This is a genomic window from Ottowia thiooxydans (assembly GCF_040548795.1).
Classification (GTDB): Bacteria; Pseudomonadota; Gammaproteobacteria; order Burkholderiales; family Burkholderiaceae_C; genus Ottowia; species Ottowia thiooxydans_A.
Map to the genome: position 1 here is coordinate 648,605 of NZ_JBEPSH010000001.1, position 19,215 is coordinate 667,819.

Here is a 19,215-nt window from a genome sequence, read left to right on the forward strand (position 1 = left end):
GGTCGTAAAAGGAGTGATCACACCTGGCTCAATGCGCTGGTCTGTAGTTATGGGCAGATGGCAACAATCATCATCCCCACGCACACGCAGACGTGTAAGAAAAATGCTGAAAGCGATGTCGTAGAAGGCAGCAAGGCCGATTTCATACATTTGACGCGGCTTCCGCTTACGCTACGCGTGCATTTCCGTTGCCAGAATGCGGGCATGACAAGACATCAAAGCTGCATCGTCATGGACCTCCGATGGCGGAACTGATCGAGTTGACGGATCGTGGCCTTTACTGCGAAGCGGGAGACTTCTTCATAGATGCGTGGAAGCCTGTTCACCGAACGTTTGTGACCCATGGCCATGGCGACCATGCGCACACTGGGATGCAGGAGTATTGGTGCGCGCGTGAAAGTGAGCCTATTCTGAATTGGCGCCTGGGCGATCAGAAAATTCACACCATGCCCTACGGTGAGACCCGTCAATTCGGTGACGTTACCGTATCGCTTCACCCTGCAGGCCATATTCTCGGTTCAGCGCAAGTGCGTGTAGAGCACCAAGGTGAGGTCTGGGTCTTCACAGGTGACTTCAAGCGCGATCCAGACCCCACTTGCGCGCCATTCGAAGTGGTCACTTGTGATGTCTTTATCTGTGAAGCGACCTTTGCATTCCCCGTGTACGCATGGCCGGACACCAGAGACGAGATAGCCCGAGTTCTTCAGTGGCGTGAGCAATGTGAAGCCCAAGGCAAGGCGGCCATCCTCTACGCGTACGGATTGGGCAAGTCTCAGCGCATCCTGGCGGAACTGGATGGCTTGCTCGATCTGCCAGTGTTGCTGCATGGAGCCATGGCGAAAGGCGTAGAGATCTATCGTCAGGCAGGTATTTCCCTGACGCCTACAGAGCTGGTTCTTGACTTGCCTGTGGAAACGGATTTTTCGGGTCGCCTGATACTGGCTCCCCCGTCCGCCCAGGATTCGGCGTGGACCAGGCGTTTTCGTCACTTCGAACAGGCGCTGGCTTCTGGCTGGATGCAACTGCGCGGAAACCGCCGTCGCCGCAATTTGCAAAGAGGCTTCGTCATTTCAGATCATGCGGATTGGCGATCCCTGGTCAACACTATTCGTGAATCAGGCGCAAAGCGGGTGTTGGCAACGCACGGCAATACAGACGCGCTGATTCCCTTCCTTGAACGCGACCTAGGCCTGCAAGCTGAGCGGCTTCGCACTGTTTACGGAGACGAGGAGGAGCTTGTCGATGCAGGAGATGCAGGAGCTTCCGCATGAATCGCTTCGCAGAGTTGTATCAAGTTCTGGACCAGTCTTCAGGAACACGCGCTCGCGAGGACGCTGTGCAAGCGTACTTCGCCAGCGTGAGCAGTACGGAGGCCAGTTGGGCCATACACGTACTTGGAGGGGGCAAAGTCAATGCCGGACGGCACCGTGTGGCCAAAACCACCGAGCTGAGGGAGTGGGTCAGTGAGCTCACCGCGCTCCCGCTCTGGCTTGTAGAGGACAGTTATCGTCAGGTTGGCGATTTGGCCGAAACCCTCGCGCTGCTGGTGGCTGCACAAGGGCCGAGCTTGCCGCCGATGCATAAGGCGGAATCTTTGGAGGCGGCGTGGTCGGTACCAGACAAAGCGAGCTCACTTGCCGACTGGATCGAGAAATTTCTTCTGCCGCTATCCGGTGAAACGCCTGAGATAAGGAAGAGCGCTATTCACACTGCATGGTTGTGCCTCGACACGGAGTCCAGGCTCGTGTTCAATAAGCTGCTCACTGGGTCGCTGCGCGTCGGTGTGTCACGCCGAACTATCCAGGTCAGTCTAGCCCGACTTGCGGGCATCAGCACCGCAGATATGGCCCACCGAATGGTGGGAGAGTGGCTGCCTTCTGCTCAATCCTATGAGACTCTCATGGATACGAGTGTTTCAGCGCGTTCATTGGATAAACCTTATCCATTTTTTCTGGCTTCCCCGCTAACTGCAGAGGCCGAATCGCTGGGCTCGCCGGGGGCCTGGCAGGCCGAGTGGAAATGGGATGGCATCCGGGTGCAACTGGTGTACCGAGAGGGTCATGCGCCTTACCTCTGGTCCCGGGGTGAGGAGCGCCTGGATGGTCGATTTCCGGAACTGGAGGCGCAGGCCGTTCGACTGCCTCCAGGAGTGGTGTTGGACGGAGAATTGCTTGCATGGGATGAGGCGGCAAACCTCCCGCGCGCATTCGTGGCCTTGCAAAAACGCATTCAGAAGCGAAGCCCTTCGGCCAAACTTCTGAAGGAAACGCCCGTCCGAATCCTCTTTTATGACTTGTTGGAGTCCAACGGAGAAGATTGGCGCTCAAGACCACTGGCTGAGCGGAGGATTGAACTGGAACGCGTTCTTGCGCAGAGCGAAGTTCAAAGCTCGCTTTTGGGATTGTCCGAAGTGGTCGAATTCAATGGCTGGCCTGAGCTGGGTCAAACCCGCGCCAGATCCGCCGAACAACGCGCCGAAGGCCTTATGCTCAAAGCGCTGAACTCTCCCTACCAAGAGGGGAGAAAAAGAGGCGATTGGTGGAAATGGAAGATAGACCCCTTCACCATTGACGCCGTTTTGATCTACGCCCAAAGCGGTAGCGGCCGCAGAAGCACTCTACACACGGACTACACCTTTGCCGTATGGGGAGAGGAGGGCGCTTTGGTCCCTGTTGCAAAGGCCTATTCAGGTCTTAATGACGCGGAGATCCTCAAGCTCGACAGGTGGATTCGCAGCCACACCATCGAGCGCTTTGGCCCGGTCCGATCAGTCAAGCCGGAGCTCGTGTTCGAACTCGCTTTTGAAGCCGTCAACCGTTCAGCACGCCACAAATCGGGCGTAGCAGTTCGATTTCCACGCATTCTTCGCTGGAGAGAGGACAAGCCGCCGAGTCAGGCGGACCATCTGTCAGCACTCCAAGCCCTATGCCGAGAATAAGTCCAGTGCAAGGTACACCTCTATCCGAAGTTCCGGAAAAGGCAGGGGCCAAGCTGGGCGTGTCGGGTGCCATGCGGGTATGGAAACGGTGGTTGAAATCGCAAGGGATTGCACCAGCACGCTTTCAGCAGCAAGCATGGGACGCCCATGTGCAGGGCCAAAGTGGTCTCATTAGCGCGCCCACTGGCAGCGGCAAGACCATCGCTGCATTGGGCGGGCCCATCCTGGCTGCCTTGGCCTCTCAATCGGCAGATGTGGCGAAATCACAGGAACAGGCACAGGAAAAACGCGGCACTGCATCAAGACCGAGAGCTTCGAAGGCCGAGACACCAGGATTTCGCCTGCTATGGATCACACCTCTTCGTGCGCTAGCCAGCGACACACGCGAACGCATCACCCGTCCCGTGCAGGAGCTCCTGCCCGATTGGAAAGTTGCCCTGCGCACCGGTGACGCCAGCGCTCAAGACAAACGCCTGTCTCAAACTGGCGACGCGCAGATGTTGATCACCACGCCAGAATCATTGGCCATCCTTCTGAGTCACGAGCGCAGTCTCGAGCATTTTTCGGGACTTCAAAGTGTCGTGGTTGACGAATGGCATGAGCTGCTTCCCAGCAAACGAGGTGTTCTGCTGCAACTGAATCTGGCGCGTCTTAGAGCCCTGGCGCCTGATATGCAGATTTGGGGACTCTCTGCCACCATTGGTAATCTGGATCAGGCGCTTCAGGTTCTTGTGCGCGAACGACCCAAGGCCCAAATGACGATTGTCGAAGACACACGTGCCAAGCCATTTCACCTGCATTCCATCTTGCCGCCTGCCAACACACGCTTGCCTTGGGCGGGGCACCTGGGGCTCGCGAACCTGGGAGAAGTCTCCAAGCTCGTACTGTCCACCGGAACCAGCATCCTCTTTACCAACACGCGCTCTCAAGCCGAGCTGTGGTTCAGCGCCCTCAACTCTATCTGGCCGGAGACAGCGCAAACGCTGGCTATCCACCACAGTTCGCTTGACTTGCAAGTCCGCCAGGGGGTGGAGAATGGCTTGCGAGAAGGCAAGCTGCGATGCGTGGTCGCCACCAGCAGTCTGGATCTGGGGGTGGATTTTCCTGCGGTGGATCGCGTCATACAGGTCGGTGGTGCTCGGTCCGTGTCTCGAACCGTTCAGCGAGCCGGGCGAGCGCGGCACCGGCCCGGAGCGGCGGTTCACCTGGATGGTGTCGCTACTCAAGCCATGGATCTGTGCGAATTTGCCGCCACCCGAGAGCTGGCGCAGCAGCGGATCTATGAAAGCCGTATGCCGCTGGCGCTGTCACTGGATGTCCTGAGTCAACATGTCATGTCCATGGCGCTCGCTGGCGGATTCGACTCGCACGCACTCTTGCAGGAGGTCAAGACCTCTGCAGCGTTCGAAGCAATCACGTTAGCCCAATGGGAGGCCGTGCTTGCCTTTCTCATTCGAGGCAGCGATTCATTGGCTGCCTACCCGCAATACGAGCGACTGAAGCGAGGCGCAGACAATCGCTACGAACCGGCGAATCAGGTGGTGACTCGGCGCCACCGAATGAGTATTGGCACCATAGTGACGCAGTCCGCCTTCAGCGTGCGCTATCTTCGCGGAGCGCGGGTAGGCTCCATCGAAGAGGCTTTCATAGCGCGGCTACAGCCCGGTGATATCTTCAACTTTGCTGGCCGCAGCCTTGAATTTGTTCGGGTTGAGGGGACCACAGCCTGGGTGCGCCGTTCTTCCAGCATCGGAACCCATACGCCCTCCTGGGCGGGGACTTTGCTGACCATGTCCTTGCGAGTAGGCGAGCGAATGCAGGTCCTTCTGGCGGAAGCCGCCGAAGCCAGGCCCGGCTTACCGCACCGGGCCATGACACCAGAACTTCGGCACCTGATGCCTCTCATTGAGTTGCAGCAGCAGCGTTCGCACGTACCTGGCATCGACGAACTCCTGATAGAACATGTAGGCGGTGCGCGTGGAAAGAGCTCAACAGCACGCGGGGTCAAGAATGCGCCTGGTTTTTATATTTACCCCTTTGCTGGCCGCGTAGTTCATGAAGGGCTGGCACTATTGCTGTCCACCAGATTGGCCAAGCTTCAAAGCAATACTTTTTCATGGACCACGAATGAAGTCGGCTTCATGCTGCAACCGCAGATTCCTGTCGATGAATCCCGACTTGACTGGCCCGAACTGTTGAGCACGGCGCGCTTGGAAGAAGATCTCCAGGAAGCCGTCAATTTTGGCGAACTAGCGCGCAAACGTTTCAAGGCCATTGCGCAAATCGCAGGACTGGTAACGAGCCGGATCCCCGGTTCTCGGGTTTCCAGCCGGCAGCTTCAGGTATCCGCAGGCCTTCTTTTTGATGTCCTGAGCAAATACGACCCTGAGCATATTCTGCTGGGCGAAGCCAGGCGAGAAGCACTGGAGCAGGAGTTGCACCTTCCGACGCTTAGAGAAATCCTTAAGCGTCTCAGCCAACTTGAACGAGTGCACACACGTCCAGTCAAACATACCCCGTTTTCCTTCGGCCTTTGGGCCGAAAGCTTCAGAGGCCAGATTTCCAATGAAACCTGGACGGAAAGAGTCAAACGCGCGGCACTGCAGGTAGACGCAGAGCCGTCCAATTTGAGTGCAAGCAAGGTGTCTGCTTCAAGGAGCAAAGCCGCATGAAAGATTCCGTGCAGCACCAGAGTCTTGAAATCGATGTGGCCGGTGAAGCCATGATCGCTTTGTCCGGGCGAGCGCTGTACTGGCCGCGTGAGCGCATGCTCATGATTGCAGACCTGCACCTGGGAAAAAGCGACACCTTTCGCGCCTTCGGGATTGCCGTGCCTCAGGCTGTTCAGCGCCACGACCTCATGCGACTAAACCATCTGCTGCAGGAAGTCCAGCCCAGATCGCTGGTTGTTCTGGGTGATTTTGTACATGGCCGTATTGTCGGAGACGATACCCGCTTAGCCTGGAGTCATTTTCGGAACGCTCACCGCGACGTGGATCTGATATTGACAAGGGGCAATCACGACAGATCCATCAACGCTGCAGATTGGCAGCTTGATCAAGTTGTGTCCTTCGTTCAGGTAGGTCCGGTGTTGCTCAGCCATGAGCCCAAGTTTCCTGTCGCCCTGGCACCAGAGCACTTTCTCAATGTGCACGGCCACGTGCATCCCATATTCAAGGCACCTGGTTGGCGGCGCGCGCTTCCAGCCTTGGTGCAAGAAGGAACTCAGCTTGTATTGCCTGCTTTTTCGGCATTCACGGCAGGTATGACTTGCCATTCTTCATCAAGCCGCGTGTGGGTCTTTGCGGAGGACCCCGGACTGATCGCACGTGTCCAGTAGATCGCTTCTCGCCGACCAACCAATAATCGGAGAAAAATCATGACGGTTAAGTCCAAATCATCTCGGGTATCCAGCGCCACCGCTACCACGCAGCGCGCCATACAAAAAAAGCAAGATGCCAAGGACAGCAAAGCTAAGCCGAAGTCAGGCGGAAAGCGCAAGGCGGCCGTTCAGGCTGGCGCGCGGCGACAACCTGTGAAAATGCCGGCCCAACACGTTGCCAAACCAGCCAGCGAGGCTGATCTGAAATTGCAGCCGCGTTTCATGGCTCCAGACTACGCAGGCAGCGGAAAGCTCGAAGACAACGTAGCCCTCATTACCGGCGGTGATTCAGGTATAGGCCGTGCGGTTGCCGTGCTTTATGCCCGAGAAGGCGCAGATGTGGCCATCGTCTTTCTCAGCTCGATCGAAGATGCGGAGGAAACCCGCAGGTGCGTTCAAGATGAAGGCAGGCGCTGCCTGTTGATACAGGGTGACGTCAAGAAGGCAAGTTTCTGTGAACGGGCGGTGCGTAAAACCGTGAAGGAGTTCGGGAAATTGGACGTGCTCGTCAACAACGCCGCCTTTCAGCAGCATGCCAAGTCCATCTCGGATGTGTCTGCCAAGCGCCTGGACGAAACCCTTCAGACCAATATTGGTGGCTACTTTCACATGACGCGTGCGGCCGTACCACACCTTCAGAAGGGCTCTGCGATTATCAACACAGGTTCGGTCGTGGGCTTGCGTGGTAGTGCGCATTTGCTGGACTACTCCGCGAGCAAGGGAGCTATCCACGCGTTGACCAAGTCACTGGCGCAAAACCTCCTTGCGCGGGGCATACGCGTCAACGCTGTTGCGCCTGGCCCAGTCTGGACGCCATTGAACCCCGCGGATGCGGCCGCTGAAGACGTGGCCGAGTTCGGAAAAAATACGGATATGAAGCGGGCCGCTCAGCCTGAAGAATTGTCGCCCGCCTATGTGTTTTTAGCTTCCCCCGTGATGTCCGGCTACATCACAGGCATTGTTCTTCCCATTACTGGCAGCGTCGGCGCCATTTGAAAGCAAACCATGTGGAACCAAGTCATTGAAGTGGTGTCATCGGAGTTCGCCGGTATTACCGATGTATCCGAGATCACCCGCGTATTGACGCGTCTGCTGCTGGCCGCGTTGCTGGGTGGCGCACTAGGCTACGAAAGAGAACACAAGGGAAAGGCTGCCGGACTTCGCACGCATATGCTGGTGGCTATGGGAGCCGCGCTCCTGATACTCGCTCCAGGCCTGGGTGGCCTTCAGATTGCGGATATGAGTCGTGTCATTCAAGGGGTGGTCACCGGAATCGGATTCCTGGGTGCAGGGGCTATCATCAAACGGCAGTCGGAAAAGCAGGTCGAAGGATTGACTACCGCAGCGGGGATCTGGATGACGGCCGCAATTGGGGTTGCATGCGGATTGGGGCGTGAGTCGACAGCAGTGCTGGCGACAGTGCTTACTCTGCTTATTCTTGCTGCGTTGCCGCGCGTTGAACCTTCGGCAGAGCGTGAGGGGAGGAAAGATCCCGAGTAAAGCAACGGTGGCCAAGGTCAGCGCGTCCGGCGAGGGGCCACCCTCTCATGCTGCGTACCTCTTTATGAGCAAAGGAATGGCGGACGCCAGCAGTGCGATGCCAGACAAAGTAATCAGTCCCAGGACGATTTGCTTGAAACGGGCCTCCGAGATGCCAATATAGAGCCGCGTTCCCAGTAGCGTTGGGACCAGCATGGCTGCCGCGACGATCCCGAAGTAGGGCAGCATCTCAGTCTTGACTATTCCAGTAGCCAGGTAGGTGCCCATGGTCACCGCCAGCATGGAAAGGTTGAAGTTCTGAATCACACTGCGCTGCTCGTCCTTGGGAAAGCCGCGCAGCGTACACCATAGAGTTGGCACGGTGCCCGTGAAACCGCCTAGTCCACCCAGTACCCCGCCCACCATGCCTATCGCGCCGTCGGCCACCCGCCCGCCCGCGGTAATCCTGGGCAGATGTTTGGCCAGCAACATCGCTGAACCCCACGAAACCATCAGAGTTCCCAAAATGGCCTTGAACCACGCCATGTCCAGATAGGGCAGCAGCAGAACGCCAAGTGGAATTCCCATCAGCCCCCCGAGCACGAAGGGCATGAGCAATCCCCAACTGAACCCACGTCTAACACTGAAGGCGGCCAATACCTGCCCCGTCAACGCTCCAAAAACAGTCAGCGTTGCTGCAAGTTGCGGCTCCAGCACCCAAGCCCAGATTGACATGGCCACCATACCGAACGCAAAGCCGGACAACCCCTGAACGAAACCCGCAACAATTGCTCCCAGGGCAACAAAGAAGAATATGGATTGCATTGACTAGTTTGAGAATCTTGAGGTAGTTCGTGCAGCGGCCCTAGCGTGAAATATTGAACCGTCACGCGTCCAGGCGATTTCTGCAAATTCTTATTGGAGCTTACGGTTACTGGAGATTCTGAGCGAGCTACTTATCTACCGTTCTCTTCTCAGCGTCTGCGACAGTTTGAATCGACCTTCGGGATAGAGACTAATGGCCACATAGTAGACCTCCGAAAGTCCCTCGGCATACAGACGATATACCGTACGCAACGCTGGGCTTTTGGGTGCGACCCCAAGTACGACGGCGGCCTCCTTGGGGAGTTTGCAGGCTTCCACGGTCTGCTCAATGCGGTCAATGGGCCGCTGCTGCAACTCGCTGAGAAATTGCCACACCGAACCACGCTTGTTGCCAATCAGCGGAACCACGCTTCTATGCTCCGGGCGCAGATAGAAATCAGTCCATGACGCCACCACCTTGGTGTCAGGTGAATCGCGAAATGTGGAAACCTTGATCCACATCTCTCCCACATTCCCACCCAATTCACGTGCGAGCATGGCATCGGCAACCACATCTTCGGTGCTGACCAGATGCAGATCCGAAGTCGACGTGAAACGCAAAATATCAGTTGCGCTGTTTGTTTGGACACTGTAGGAGCCTTGGGGATTGCTGGCCATCACGACACTGCCAATGCGTGGCCGCCGCGAGACCAATCCTTGACGCTGCAATGCGGCCAGCGCCGCACGTGCCGTAAAGCGACTCACGCCGTGGATCTCGCAAAGCGTCATCTCTGGCGGCAAAGTGCTGCCTACCGGATATTTCCCTGAAGTAATCTGCTGCTGCAGCGTCTCGGCCAGTTCAACGTATATAGGTTTACCCAAGCTCAATCTCAGTTTTTGTTTGATGATGCGAGCATACCCCCAACGGAACAGGAGCCAGGCCGCAATCTATTGCGTCGTTTCAGGGGGCCGCATCACACGCAATCATCGCATCGAGAGCAAGCACGCCTTGTCCTTGAGGCAGCACGATAACAGGGTTGACATCCATTTCGGAGAGCCGACCGGCATGATGGGCTGCGAACTGAGACAGGCGGACCATGGCATCAATCAGCGCTGGTTCATCAGCTTTGGGCTGTCCACGAAAGCCGCGCAGCAGTTCGGCCGCTTTGGTCAGACCGATGAGCTCACGTGCGGATTCGGGACTCAAAGGACACATTCCAAACGCGACGTCCTTGAATAGCTCCACGGAAATCCCGCCCAGACCAAACATCAAGACCGGACCAAAACCCGGATCTCGTTTGATGCCCAGCACCACTTCCACGCCCTTCGTAGCCATACGCTCGACTAGAAAACCCAGAAACTCAAGCTCAGCTGCCTGCGCCTGCATCTTCTCGGCTGCCGCCCGGGCTGCTTCGGGCGTGCCAAGGTTCAGCGCCACCAAGCCATGCTCGCTCTTATGTGCAATCCCTCGTGCAAGCCCCTTCACAACCACGGTACCAGCAAGCTCTCGAGCGCAACTTTCCACATCGGCAGCGGTGTTGGCCACGCGTGAATCCGGGACTTTCAGGCCGAGTGCTTTGAGAAGAGCCTTTGACTGCACCTCATCAATCAGCCCCCCGATTTTCGGCAGCTCGGGGATGCCGGCGCCATACTCACCCGGCGGATAAGTGGCTTGATTGAACTTGCGCGCGAAGCCATTGAGCTGTGCCGATGCTCGCAAGCTGCGCGCCACTGGAACACCCATGGCGCGCGCACGCTCGAAGCCGGCCTCCTGCACGTAACCTGAGACCGGGATGATGATGCTGGCCTTGTCGCTTGTAGCCATGACATCGAGCGCCTGATTCAGCCACAGTTGAGAGCGATCATCACGCGGCGCGCCCACGCCCACCCACAATACCGAATCTATGGCCTCGTCTTCCAACGCGATGGCCAGCGCTCGACGAGGCAATTCCGGGTCGCTGAATACCGCACCGCCCACATCGAGCGGGTTGGAAGCCTTCACATAGCTCGGCAAAATAGCTGACAGCTTTTGCAGGGTGGCGGCAGAGAGTTCAGGTACAGGCACATCTGCATCAGCGCATTCGTCCGCAAGAATCGAAGCCGCGCCGCCCGAGAGCGTAAACACGAGCAGGCCTGCCTTTCCCACTGGGCGCTTGTTTTTCCATTTCGCAAGTGCTGAGGCTGTGGACAGCAGATCCTCACTTTCCGAAACTCGCAAAATGCCTTCTTCGCGGCATACGGCAGCAAAGACTTCATCCGATCCCGCCAGGGCGCCTGTGTGCGACATCACAGCCTGCCTACCCAGCTCAGAAGCACCAGCCTTGAACACCACAAGCGGCTTACCTATGGCACGTGCGCGGCGCGCCAGCTCCAAAAAGCGTTGCGGTTGGCGCAAACCTTCAATCATCAGCGCCACCACGTCGATCTGCGCGTTCTCGAGCATGTGCTGCGCCAACTCTTCCATGCCAATGTCCATGGCATTGCCAACATGCGCGTAAAGACCGATATCGGCCCCTGCGTCCTCCCCATTGAGCAGCAGGCCGCCCATCATCGCGCCGCTCTGAGTCACCAAGCCTACGCGGCCAGTGCGCGCATGAGCCATGGATTCAAAACTGCTGTTGTATCCCAGACAGAGCCCTTGCGCCGGATTGCCTGCGCCCAGACAATTCGGGCCGAGCATACGCATCTGGGCGCCGACCATGATTTGCTGCAGGCGCTGCGCACGTTCAACGCCTTCGGGTCCTTGTTCTTCCCAGCCAGCGCTACAGACGACCACGGTCTTCACGCCAGCCGCCTTGCATTCAGCTACGGCACTCAGCGTCATCTCTGCACTGAGTGCGATCATCACCAGGTCTGGCAGTTCAGGCAGGTCGGCTAGTGTCTTGTAACAAGGCACTCCAAAAAGCTCGGGGTACTTGGGGTTGATGGGATACAGGCCGCCCTTGAAGCCATGCCTCAAACAGTTGCGCAAACCGCGTGATGCAGGCGTATTGGGCCGTTCGGAAGCACCAATGAACGCGATAGATTGCGGATGAAAAAGTGAGGAAAGGGCATTGCCGCACGCCGCATGTTCAGCGGATTGGAGGAGGGCGGTTTCGGTCATCGTATTCACGGTGTGTCTCATTCAAGTGCGTTCAAAACGGCGCAAGCCCGTGTCGTCCACAGACGATGTCAGCAGGCTCACGCTCTCCAGATAGTTCAAATGCGCTATGGCCTCGCCCAGACCAAAGCCGATCTGCTCGTTATGCAATTGGCGCCCAAACAAAGCAGGTAAAAATTCATAACCCGTCATTGGGCGATCACAGGCGTTCAGCACCACTGAAAGGCGTTCCTCGTGGTGTGCCCGGATCTCTTCCACGCGCCGCGCCACCCCGTTGAAGGGTTGTTTGTGGGAAGGCAGGAGCAGGGTCGATGCGGAAATGCCTTCAAACAAGCGCAGCGTATCCAGATAGGAGTACAGCGGGTTCTGATCGCCCCCTGGCCACACGGCGATATTGGGAGTAATCTTTGGGAGCACTTGGTCGCCGCCAATCAAGACCTGTCCATCTTCTCGCAGCAGACTCAAATGCTCCGGCGAGTGACCGCGTCCGATGATGGGTATCCAGCGCTGCCCACCCAACTCAAGATAGGTACTTGTATCCAGCACCCGCACCCCGGTCGGCAGCGCGCCGACCTGAGTGCCGTAACGAGGCATGTGGTTGATCAGCTCTGTGGATACGACAGCCGGTATTCCATGCTCGATCCAAAGCGGTGTCCGCTCGGCCACTACGTCGCGTTTGGGGTCCGAATAGCGTCCGGCCACTTCAAGTTCACCAGCTGTCATATAGACCGGAGCTTCAGGGAATTTCTGCGCTATCCAGCCAAGCATGCCGATATGATCTGGATGATGGTGCGTAACGACAATGCGTGTCAGCGGCCCATGCTCAGTGAAGAACGACGATTCAAAGATCGAATCCCACAGGTCACGGGCAGTCTGCGTATTGATGCCGGTGTCAATCAAAGTCCAGCCGCCAGCTTCGCGAATTAGATACAGGTTGATGTGATTGAGCGCAAACGGTAGCGGCAAGCGCACTAGAAAAATGCCCTCAGTCAGCTCCACCGGTAAGCCCACTGGAATGTCAGCCTCGTGGTATTGAAGAGCAGGCAAGTCATTACGGCGCCGCCAAAGGCGTTGGCTGATCGTCTGTACCTGGCTCGATGTAGGTGCAGTCATCAATCAAAGCCCCATTTGCTTGGCAATGATGGTGCGCTGAATCTCCGAGGCGCCTGCGCCGATCATGCCAATCCTTGAGTCGCGGAAGAACAGCTCCATGTCGTACTCCTTGAGTACACCGTAGCCGCCCATCACTTGTACGCCGTTGTTGGCGATGTCGAACATGGCTTCACTAGCGTATAGCTTGGCCATGGACATTTCCTTGAAACAAGGCATGTTCTGCTCCAGCATCCAAGCCACACGGTAGCCCAGCAGGCGTGCCACATCGGTCTTGATCTGCATATCCGCCAGCTTGTGTTGCACAGCCTGGAACTTGGATATGGGCTGGCCAAACTGCCTGCGCTCCTTGGCGTAGGCCGATACATAGTCGATCATCGCCTGGGAGGTGCCTGCGTACATCATCGCGACGCTCAGCCGCTCAATGCCAAGCCCGCCGTTGAGATTGGACCAGCCTTCATGCAGCTTGCCCATCATGCGCTCACGCGGCACCTTCACATCGCGGAAGAACACTTCGTTGGTGTGTGTGGCAGAGCGCCCCATCTGCTTGAGCGGACGAATCTCAATACCTGGAGATTTGGCATCCACCAGGAAAATGGTGATGCCGTGGTGCTTTTTCTCGGGGTTTCGGATGCTGCGCGTCACGGTGACTATCTGGTCAGCCACATGCGCGTTGGTCGTGAACATTTTCTGGCCGTTCAGTACGAAGTGATCCCCGCGCTCCTCGGCAAACAGTTCCACCGCAGCAGCATCAGAGCCGACGTTCGGCTCGCTCAGCGCAAACGCGAGTTTGGTTTTCCCCGCGACTACTTTGGGAAGGAACTCGTCTTTTTGCGCCTCGGTGCCGTAGGTCATGATGTTGTAGGCACCCAGCACCACCGAAGTGAAGTACGAAGTACCTGCGCCATACCATCCGTAGCCAGCTTCTTCCAGGAAGATCGCCAGCTCCATCGGGCCAAGACCTGCGCCGCCGTATTTTTCGGGGAAGGGAATTCCCATCCATCCCTGAGCAGCCATCTTGTCGTAGAGCTCATGCGGAAAGCGGTCGTTGTCGCTGCAGTCGCGGATGTATTCGCGTGTGCATTCTTTCTTCATGAATTTGCGAACTGACTCGCGCAGCATCTGCTGCTCTTCGGTGAATCCAAATTCCATGCCACTGTCTCCTGATGAGTGAATGTTTTCGCCGACGAGGTTCAACTATTGATGTTTCCCTAAATCAAGACAAATACCCGTTCGGGCTGAGCTTGTCGAAGCCTTCCGCAAGGCCCCGCGACCAGCTCAGGACAGGCTTCGACAAGCTCAGCCCGAACGGCGGAAAGTTTGTTGTCATGTGTTACGAAAACGTCAATAGGGCGATGATTTGCGGCTCAGAAAGCTGTTGACCGCCGCACGGTGCTCCGCAGAGATGAAAGAAGCACCCAGTGAAACTGCCTCCTGCTCAAGCGTGGACGAAAGATCAGCAGTTTGCGCAAATCGCTGCAAAGTCTTGATGCGGCCAAGAGCTGCCGCAGGCAAACTAGCCAATCGCGCAAGCACTTCCTGTGTCGTTTTGAAAAGTTCAGCGTGTGGCACTACCCGGTTGAGCAAACCGTAGCGTTCTGCGGTGGCTGCATCCACAAAATCGCCTAGTAGCAGCAGTTCATTGGCACGTCCAAGGCCTACAGTGCGCTGCAGCAGATACGAGCAGCCAAACTCCGGCGTAATACCAATGCGAACAAACGGAAAGCAAAACCGGGCCGTGTCTGAGGCAATGCGCAAGTCGCAAGCCAGCGCGATCGTCGCACCGCCACCCACAGCAACGCCATTGATGCTCGCTACGACCGGCTTGGGCATGTTCTGGAGCAATTGAGCGAGCACATTCGGCCCTTGGCGAATGCGATCGCTCCATTGCTGTTCAGTGTTAGACGCTCCTCGCTGGAATGTGTCCCGCAAGTCGCCTCCAGAGCAAAAGGCTTCATCACCGCTTCCCGTAATAGACACCACTCGGACGGCAGCATCGGCCGCAGCGTCTTCACACACCGCGACGATCTGCTGAGTAGTGGTGTCACCCAACGCATTGCGACGCTCCGGGCGGTTGATGGTGATAGAGGCAATCCCATCTCGCTTTTCGTAGATCAGATCGGTGATGTTCATGCGATGAGCAAGTTCGCGGGCTTTAAGTAATGTCCGGACAATAGTGGTATTTTCATTGGACGTCAATTGAGAAATATGGAAATTTCATAGGGAAACTCACTACGTCGATCTGCATTGACATGAACTTATCTAAAAGATATTGTCCGGATCAGAACGCGTTACGTCCCCGACTCCATTAGACAAGCCAGACCCGGCAGGGGGACTCCGGCCGCCTGGCAAATTCCACGAGGATTTCCCATATGAAGCGTCGTTTCTTCCTGCTACCAGGCGTCGTAGCCATCTCGACCATGGCACTCGCCACCTCTGCATGGAGCGAGCCCGCGTTCCCCCAGAAAACCGTCACCTTCATCGTGCCGCTTGCCGCTGGCGGTGGTACGGACATTCTGGCTAGAAAGTTAGCGCAGCAGCTTGCGCCGATCTGGGGTCAATCGGTAGTGGTTGAAAACGTAAGTGGTGCCAGTTCCATCATCGGTACGCAGCGAGTCGCCCGCGCTGCCGCCGATGGCTATACGCTTTTGGTGACCACCAATGGGGCCATCGTCGGGAATCGTTACCTGTTCAAAAGCCTGCCATACAACCCGGACAAGGACTTCGTTCCCGTGTCACAGTTGGCAGACATCGACATGGTGGTCCTCGCCAACAAGGCATTGGCCGCCAACTCGCTCAAGGAACTGGTGGCACAAGCCCGAAAGGATCCTGGCAGCGTCACGTATGCTTCCTATGGCAACGGCTCACAACCGCACCTGCTCATGGAGCTATTCAACAAACGCGAGAACATTCAGATCACTCACGTGCCCTACAAGGGGCTGGGTCCGGCGCTCACCTCCGTGATGGCAGGAGAGACCATGCTGACTCTCACCGGGCGGGGGTCAGGCGACGCGGCCATTCGCTCTGGAAAGACCAAAGTGCTCAACTACAACTCCGACAAGCGTGACCCGGCTTATCCAGACATTCCTACTTCTGCCGAATCGGGTTACCCGTATTTCAAGGTCGCCACCTGGCACGGCGTCTTCGCACCCAAAGGTACACCCAGAGACATCATCAACAAGATTAACAAGGACGTGCTTACAGTGCTCAATCAACCAGAGTTCCGCGAGGACATGGCCAAGCGGGGATATGAAATTCCCACGCGCAGCCCGGACGAGTTTGCAAACGTCATTCAAGAAGAAGTCAAAGCCACTGGAGAAATGGTAAAGGCCGCAGGCCTTCGACCTGAGTGAGAGGGAAAAACGCAGTCAGCTAAGCACGCTTCTCATAAATGCCGCCCAGTCACACCAACTGGGCGGCATTTTTCTACGAGCGAGAGAAGCGTTTAATGCCCGACGGGTCAGATCCGTCAGACGCTCGCACCGGTTGTCTTGACCACCTCGGTCCACTTCTTGAGCTCATCGCTAATGAAGGTGGCAGACTGAGGTGCATCTATCGCCAGTGGCTCCATACCCATGCCCAGCAATTTCTCGCGATTGCGCGGGTTGGAGAGGAACTCCACGATGCTCGCATTGAGACGAGTTACGACGGCCGCCGGCATTTTCGCTGGCCCCATCACCCCGTACCACGCCTTAAGGTCAAAATCTGGCAAGCCTTGCTGAGCAAGGGGTTGAACGTCTGGCAACGCGGGTGAAGCTTGTGCCGCGGTCAGTCCCAATGCTCGCAGCTTGTTTGTACGGATATGAGGCAAAGCTGTGGGGATGTCGGTGAACATCATCGTAAGCTGGCCTCCAATCAAGTCCTGCATGGCCAGGGCGCTCCCCTTGTAGGGCACATGCAGCATGTCCACCTTGGCCAAGCTCTTGAAGAGTTCTCCACTGAGGTGTTGTGATGTCCCGGCACCTGAGGAGCCAAATGAAAGTTTTCCCGGCTGCGCTTTTGCCAGAGCTATCAGCTCCTGAACATTGCGCACGGGGACTGCCGCATTCAAGACAAGCACATTCTTTTGCACCACGGTGGCGGAGATGCTTGTGAAATCCTTTAAAGCATCGAACGGCAGTCGCGCGCCGTACATGCTTGGCGCGATACCGTGTGTGGCGCTGGAAGCCATCACCAGGGTATAGCCGTCAGGCGCGGCGCGCGCCACGAATTCGGCGCCGATATTGCCACTTGCACCGGTCTTGTTCTCCACCACAACCGGCTGGCCTAGCTTCTCACTCAGATGCTGGCCCAGCATGCGAGCGAGCTGATCCAGCGCTCCGCCAGCAGAAAAAGGATTGATCAGGTGTACTGGCTTGACGGGATAGTTCAGTGCCGCACCCTGAGCCCAGGCGAGAGTCGGCGCCGTGGCGCCGGCGGCCAGAGCTTGAATCAGTAGACGTCTTTGCATCACTTTTTGTCTCCTTGGTTTTGTTTGCCATTTATCAGAGCTTGCCCGCGTAGCTCGCCTGAAACGCCATAGCCGGGTCACACTGAATACCGTAGGGGGGAATCGGATACCGGATGCCATGGCTGGCTAGCCAGTCGAGGCCGGTGACGATTTCCTGTAGATGAGAGACCTGCAAAGCAATCAGCATCTCATCGTCTTGAACGCCGCCAAACTTGCGCTCGGCATAACAAGGGATGGACATGCTGGGCTCATGCGTTGCCAGCCCCGCACCCCAGCTGTCTGCGCATGCGGATTCCCCTGTAGTTCCGAATTGGTAGCGCACATAGCTGCGGTGCTGCAAGCCATTGATGAGGGTGACCATTTGGCCCGGCGTTGCATAGACCAGTACGGTGTCTGGATCAATCAAGCGGCCCGACGCGAGTGGAGACAACACGACACCCACATACTTGCCATGCGGCACACGCGGCATCTGGGCCTGATGCTCGCGCGAGGCCTCAATGGTGGCAAACCACACACCATGAAACATGCTGCCATCCAGGTACTTCGTGCCCGGGGCATTTAAGCCCATCACCCCGCCGCAATTGCTGTTGGCCGGTACGTTTTCGTGCGTAGCACCTAGGGTCCAACCCAGCCAGCGGGCCTGTCCGACAAGTTGGCACATGGAGAACCGCACGCCCGCAGCCGGCCAGCGAATACCCTTGATCGCCTTCATTTCGTCCACGGTCTCAAATAGCTTCAAGGCCAGCGGTGCTGTGCGCAGGCGAAGGCGCTGCGTAAGACGCTCCACCAGGTCCGCGTAGTTGATCTCGGTAGCGACTGCATCAGTCATGGGTCATGGCTCCTTGTGCGGAATGGGCTTGTGCGCCGGGAACGGTTGTTGTGGTCGCAGCCAGCAAGGCGCGACTGGTTTCGCCCCAACGGGGAGCGGCTTCGCATTCGATGTCAATGAGATCAAGGCAGCGCATCACGCTGTGATCGACGATGTCGGCCACTGTTTGCGGACGGTTATAGAACGCCGGCACGGGTGGAAACACGATAGCGCCAGCCTGCGAGACGCGTAACATGCTCTCAATGTGTCCTACATGCAGCGGCGTCTCGCGCAGCATGAGCACCACGCGGCGCCGCTCCTTAAGCGCGACATCAGCCGCACGCGCAATCAACTCGCCCGTGTTACCCCAGGCCAGATTGGACATGGTCTTGATGGAGCAGGGCGCTACAACCATCCCGTGAATGCGAAACGAACCCGATGAAATACTCGCGCCGATATCCACACTGGAATGCACGACATCGGCCATCGCCTCGACGTCTGCCGCTGTCAACGAAGTTTCCAGTTGGAGTGTCTGCCGAGCGGAGCGACTGACTACGAGGTGGGTTTCTACATCGGGCGTGGCGCGCAGAATCTCCAGCAGGCGAATGCCGTAGGCACTGCCGCTTGCACCGGAGATTCCCACCACCACGCGCTTCTTGCCGGAGGCGTGGGCGCGGCTTGTCATTCCACAGTCACCTTGAAGCAGACCTGGCCCCAACTGCCATTGCAAAAGCCCGCGTCCTGGCAGCTATAGGAGTTGAACCACATGCCGTTGGGATCAAGCCCTTCCGCAATGCGGTCATGAGCCATGGCCGCGTGAATGGTCATGGGTGCAACGGCATAGATGCAGATATTGCAGGATTTCACGACGCCCGCAGCACTTACCTCAATACGGTCGCCATCCTTGAATCCTGCAGCACAGCCATGCGCGGAGACCACCGTAGCCACTACGGTGCGGCGGTTTGCTTCAGGCAGGGCCTCTGCAGCTCTACGGCGACGCTCATCAGCTCGGAATTCGGCTATCTGCTCGTCGGTATAGCCCATATTGGTCTGGAATTTGTCCCAGTTGAAGGGCTTAGGTGCCTTGGGGGTACCTGGAGGATTGGAGATGTCGCTCATGGTGTTCGCCTTTCAATCAACGTGA

The 19,215-nt window shown here is 57.2% G+C and carries 17 protein-coding genes; 7 read left to right on the forward strand and 10 right to left on the reverse strand.

Annotated features, from left to right (window positions below):
* Positions 1–242: 242 nt before the first annotated feature.
* Genes ABIE13_RS02990 through ABIE13_RS03015 form a run of 6 tightly spaced genes read left to right on the forward strand, consistent with a single transcriptional unit; the run spans position 243 to position 7,820 of the window.
* Positions 243–1,271, forward strand: coding sequence for a ligase-associated DNA damage response exonuclease (locus ABIE13_RS02990; protein WP_354441000.1), 1,029 nt, complete (start codon positions 243–245; stop codon positions 1,269–1,271).
* Positions 1,268–2,938, forward strand: a complete 1,671-nt coding sequence (locus ABIE13_RS02995; RefSeq protein WP_354441001.1) for an ATP-dependent DNA ligase — start codon at positions 1,268–1,270, stop codon at positions 2,936–2,938. The genes ABIE13_RS02990 and ABIE13_RS02995 overlap by 4 nt, the downstream gene beginning before the upstream one ends.
* Complete coding sequence (locus ABIE13_RS03000; RefSeq protein ID WP_354441003.1) at positions 2,926–5,610, forward strand: ligase-associated DNA damage response DEXH box helicase; 2,685 nt, start codon at positions 2,926–2,928, stop codon at positions 5,608–5,610. The genes ABIE13_RS02995 and ABIE13_RS03000 overlap by 13 nt, the downstream gene beginning before the upstream one ends.
* Positions 5,607–6,278, forward strand: coding sequence for a ligase-associated DNA damage response endonuclease PdeM (gene pdeM, locus ABIE13_RS03005; RefSeq protein ID WP_354441004.1), 672 nt, complete (start codon positions 5,607–5,609; stop codon positions 6,276–6,278). Before ABIE13_RS03000 ends, pdeM begins: the two co-directional genes overlap by 4 nt.
* A 39-nt stretch (positions 6,279–6,317) precedes the next feature.
* Positions 6,318–7,316, forward strand: coding sequence for an SDR family oxidoreductase (locus ABIE13_RS03010; protein WP_354441006.1), 999 nt, complete (start codon positions 6,318–6,320; stop codon positions 7,314–7,316).
* Positions 7,317–7,325: 9 nt separating this feature from the next.
* The gene (locus tag ABIE13_RS03015; protein ID WP_354441008.1) at positions 7,326–7,820 is read left to right on the forward strand and encodes an MgtC/SapB family protein; all 495 of its coding nucleotides are present in this window, start codon (positions 7,326–7,328) and stop codon (positions 7,818–7,820) included.
* Positions 7,821–7,865: 45 nt separating this feature from the next.
* On the opposite strand, the gene ABIE13_RS03020 is transcribed toward ABIE13_RS03015, so the two are convergent.
* The 6 genes from ABIE13_RS03020 to ABIE13_RS03045 all read right to left on the reverse strand — a co-directional run bounded on the left by ABIE13_RS03020 (position 7,866) and on the right by ABIE13_RS03045 (position 14,946).
* A complete protein-coding gene (locus ABIE13_RS03020) occupies positions 7,866–8,624 on the reverse strand; it encodes a sulfite exporter TauE/SafE family protein (protein WP_354441009.1) in 759 nt (252 codons plus the stop codon).
* Positions 8,625–8,759: 135 nt separating this feature from the next.
* Entirely contained in the window at positions 8,760–9,485 is a 726-nt protein-coding gene (locus tag ABIE13_RS03025) for a GntR family transcriptional regulator (RefSeq protein ID WP_354441011.1), read from the reverse strand.
* A gap of 79 nt (positions 9,486–9,564) precedes the next feature.
* Positions 9,565–11,706 carry an acetate--CoA ligase family protein gene (locus ABIE13_RS03030; protein ID WP_354441242.1) on the reverse strand — a complete coding sequence of 714 codons (2,142 nt, stop codon included), beginning with the start codon at positions 11,704–11,706 and terminating at the stop codon, positions 9,565–9,567.
* A 21-nt stretch (positions 11,707–11,727) separates the two neighbouring features.
* Complete coding sequence (locus ABIE13_RS03035; RefSeq protein ID WP_354441013.1) at positions 11,728–12,816, reverse strand: MBL fold metallo-hydrolase; 1,089 nt, start codon at positions 12,814–12,816, stop codon at positions 11,728–11,730.
* Between the two features lie 3 nt (positions 12,817–12,819).
* The gene (locus tag ABIE13_RS03040; protein ID WP_354441015.1) at positions 12,820–13,965 is read right to left on the reverse strand and encodes an acyl-CoA dehydrogenase family protein; all 1,146 of its coding nucleotides are present in this window, start codon (positions 13,963–13,965) and stop codon (positions 12,820–12,822) included.
* Positions 13,966–14,157: 192 nt separating this feature from the next.
* A complete protein-coding gene (locus ABIE13_RS03045) occupies positions 14,158–14,946 on the reverse strand; it encodes an enoyl-CoA hydratase/isomerase family protein (RefSeq protein ID WP_354441016.1) in 789 nt (262 codons plus the stop codon).
* 239 nt (positions 14,947–15,185) lie between these two features.
* On the opposite strand from ABIE13_RS03045, the gene ABIE13_RS03050 reads away from it, so the two are divergent.
* A complete protein-coding gene (locus tag ABIE13_RS03050; protein ID WP_354441018.1) occupies positions 15,186–16,166 on the forward strand; it encodes a Bug family tripartite tricarboxylate transporter substrate binding protein in 981 nt (326 codons plus the stop codon).
* Between the two features lie 116 nt (positions 16,167–16,282).
* On the opposite strand, the gene ABIE13_RS03055 is transcribed toward ABIE13_RS03050, so the two are convergent.
* The 4 genes from ABIE13_RS03055 to ABIE13_RS03070 are packed head-to-tail and all read right to left on the reverse strand — an operon-like array spanning position 16,283 to position 19,190.
* Positions 16,283–17,263, reverse strand: a complete 981-nt coding sequence (locus ABIE13_RS03055) for a Bug family tripartite tricarboxylate transporter substrate binding protein (protein ID WP_354441244.1) — start codon at positions 17,261–17,263, stop codon at positions 16,283–16,285.
* Between the two features lie 34 nt (positions 17,264–17,297).
* On the reverse strand, positions 17,298–18,092 hold the full coding sequence (locus ABIE13_RS03060) for a DUF169 domain-containing protein (RefSeq protein ID WP_354441019.1): 795 nt from the start codon (positions 18,090–18,092) through the stop codon (positions 17,298–17,300).
* Complete coding sequence (locus tag ABIE13_RS03065) at positions 18,085–18,756, reverse strand: UbiX family flavin prenyltransferase (protein ID WP_354441021.1); 672 nt, start codon at positions 18,754–18,756, stop codon at positions 18,085–18,087. Before ABIE13_RS03065 ends, ABIE13_RS03060 begins: the two co-directional genes overlap by 8 nt.
* A complete protein-coding gene (locus ABIE13_RS03070; RefSeq protein ID WP_354441023.1) occupies positions 18,753–19,190 on the reverse strand; it encodes a hypothetical protein in 438 nt (145 codons plus the stop codon). Before ABIE13_RS03070 ends, ABIE13_RS03065 begins: the two co-directional genes overlap by 4 nt.
* Positions 19,191–19,215 lie beyond the last annotated feature (25 nt).

What these genes read in the sequence shown, in the direction of transcription:
- ABIE13_RS02990 (WP_354441000.1), top strand. Translation starts at nt 243, where the DNA reads ATGGCGGAACTGATCGAGTTGACGGATCGTGGCCTTTACTGCGAAGCG.
- ABIE13_RS02995 (WP_354441001.1), top strand. Translation starts at nt 1,268, where the DNA reads ATGAATCGCTTCGCAGAGTTGTATCAAGTTCTGGACCAGTCTTCAGGA.
- ABIE13_RS03000 (WP_354441003.1), top strand. Translation starts at nt 2,926, where the DNA reads ATGCCGAGAATAAGTCCAGTGCAAGGTACACCTCTATCCGAAGTTCCG.
- pdeM (WP_354441004.1), top strand. Translation starts at nt 5,607, where the DNA reads ATGAAAGATTCCGTGCAGCACCAGAGTCTTGAAATCGATGTGGCCGGT.
- ABIE13_RS03010 (WP_354441006.1), top strand. Translation starts at nt 6,318, where the DNA reads ATGACGGTTAAGTCCAAATCATCTCGGGTATCCAGCGCCACCGCTACC.
- ABIE13_RS03015 (WP_354441008.1), top strand. Translation starts at nt 7,326, where the DNA reads ATGTGGAACCAAGTCATTGAAGTGGTGTCATCGGAGTTCGCCGGTATT.
- ABIE13_RS03020 (WP_354441009.1), bottom strand. Translation starts at nt 8,624, where the DNA reads ATGCAATCCATATTCTTCTTTGTTGCCCTGGGAGCAATTGTTGCGGGT.
- ABIE13_RS03030 (WP_354441242.1), bottom strand. Translation starts at nt 11,706, where the DNA reads ATGACCGAAACCGCCCTCCTCCAATCCGCTGAACATGCGGCGTGCGGC.
- ABIE13_RS03035 (WP_354441013.1), bottom strand. Translation starts at nt 12,816, where the DNA reads ATGACTGCACCTACATCGAGCCAGGTACAGACGATCAGCCAACGCCTT.
- ABIE13_RS03040 (WP_354441015.1), bottom strand. Translation starts at nt 13,965, where the DNA reads ATGGAATTTGGATTCACCGAAGAGCAGCAGATGCTGCGCGAGTCAGTT.
- ABIE13_RS03045 (WP_354441016.1), bottom strand. Translation starts at nt 14,946, where the DNA reads ATGAACATCACCGATCTGATCTACGAAAAGCGAGATGGGATTGCCTCT.
- ABIE13_RS03050 (WP_354441018.1), top strand. Translation starts at nt 15,186, where the DNA reads ATGAAGCGTCGTTTCTTCCTGCTACCAGGCGTCGTAGCCATCTCGACC.
- ABIE13_RS03055 (WP_354441244.1), bottom strand. Translation starts at nt 17,263, where the DNA reads ATGCAAAGACGTCTACTGATTCAAGCTCTGGCCGCCGGCGCCACGGCG.
- ABIE13_RS03060 (WP_354441019.1), bottom strand. Translation starts at nt 18,092, where the DNA reads ATGACTGATGCAGTCGCTACCGAGATCAACTACGCGGACCTGGTGGAG.
- ABIE13_RS03065 (WP_354441021.1), bottom strand. Translation starts at nt 18,756, where the DNA reads ATGACAAGCCGCGCCCACGCCTCCGGCAAGAAGCGCGTGGTGGTGGGA.
- ABIE13_RS03070 (WP_354441023.1), bottom strand. Translation starts at nt 19,190, where the DNA reads ATGAGCGACATCTCCAATCCTCCAGGTACCCCCAAGGCACCTAAGCCC.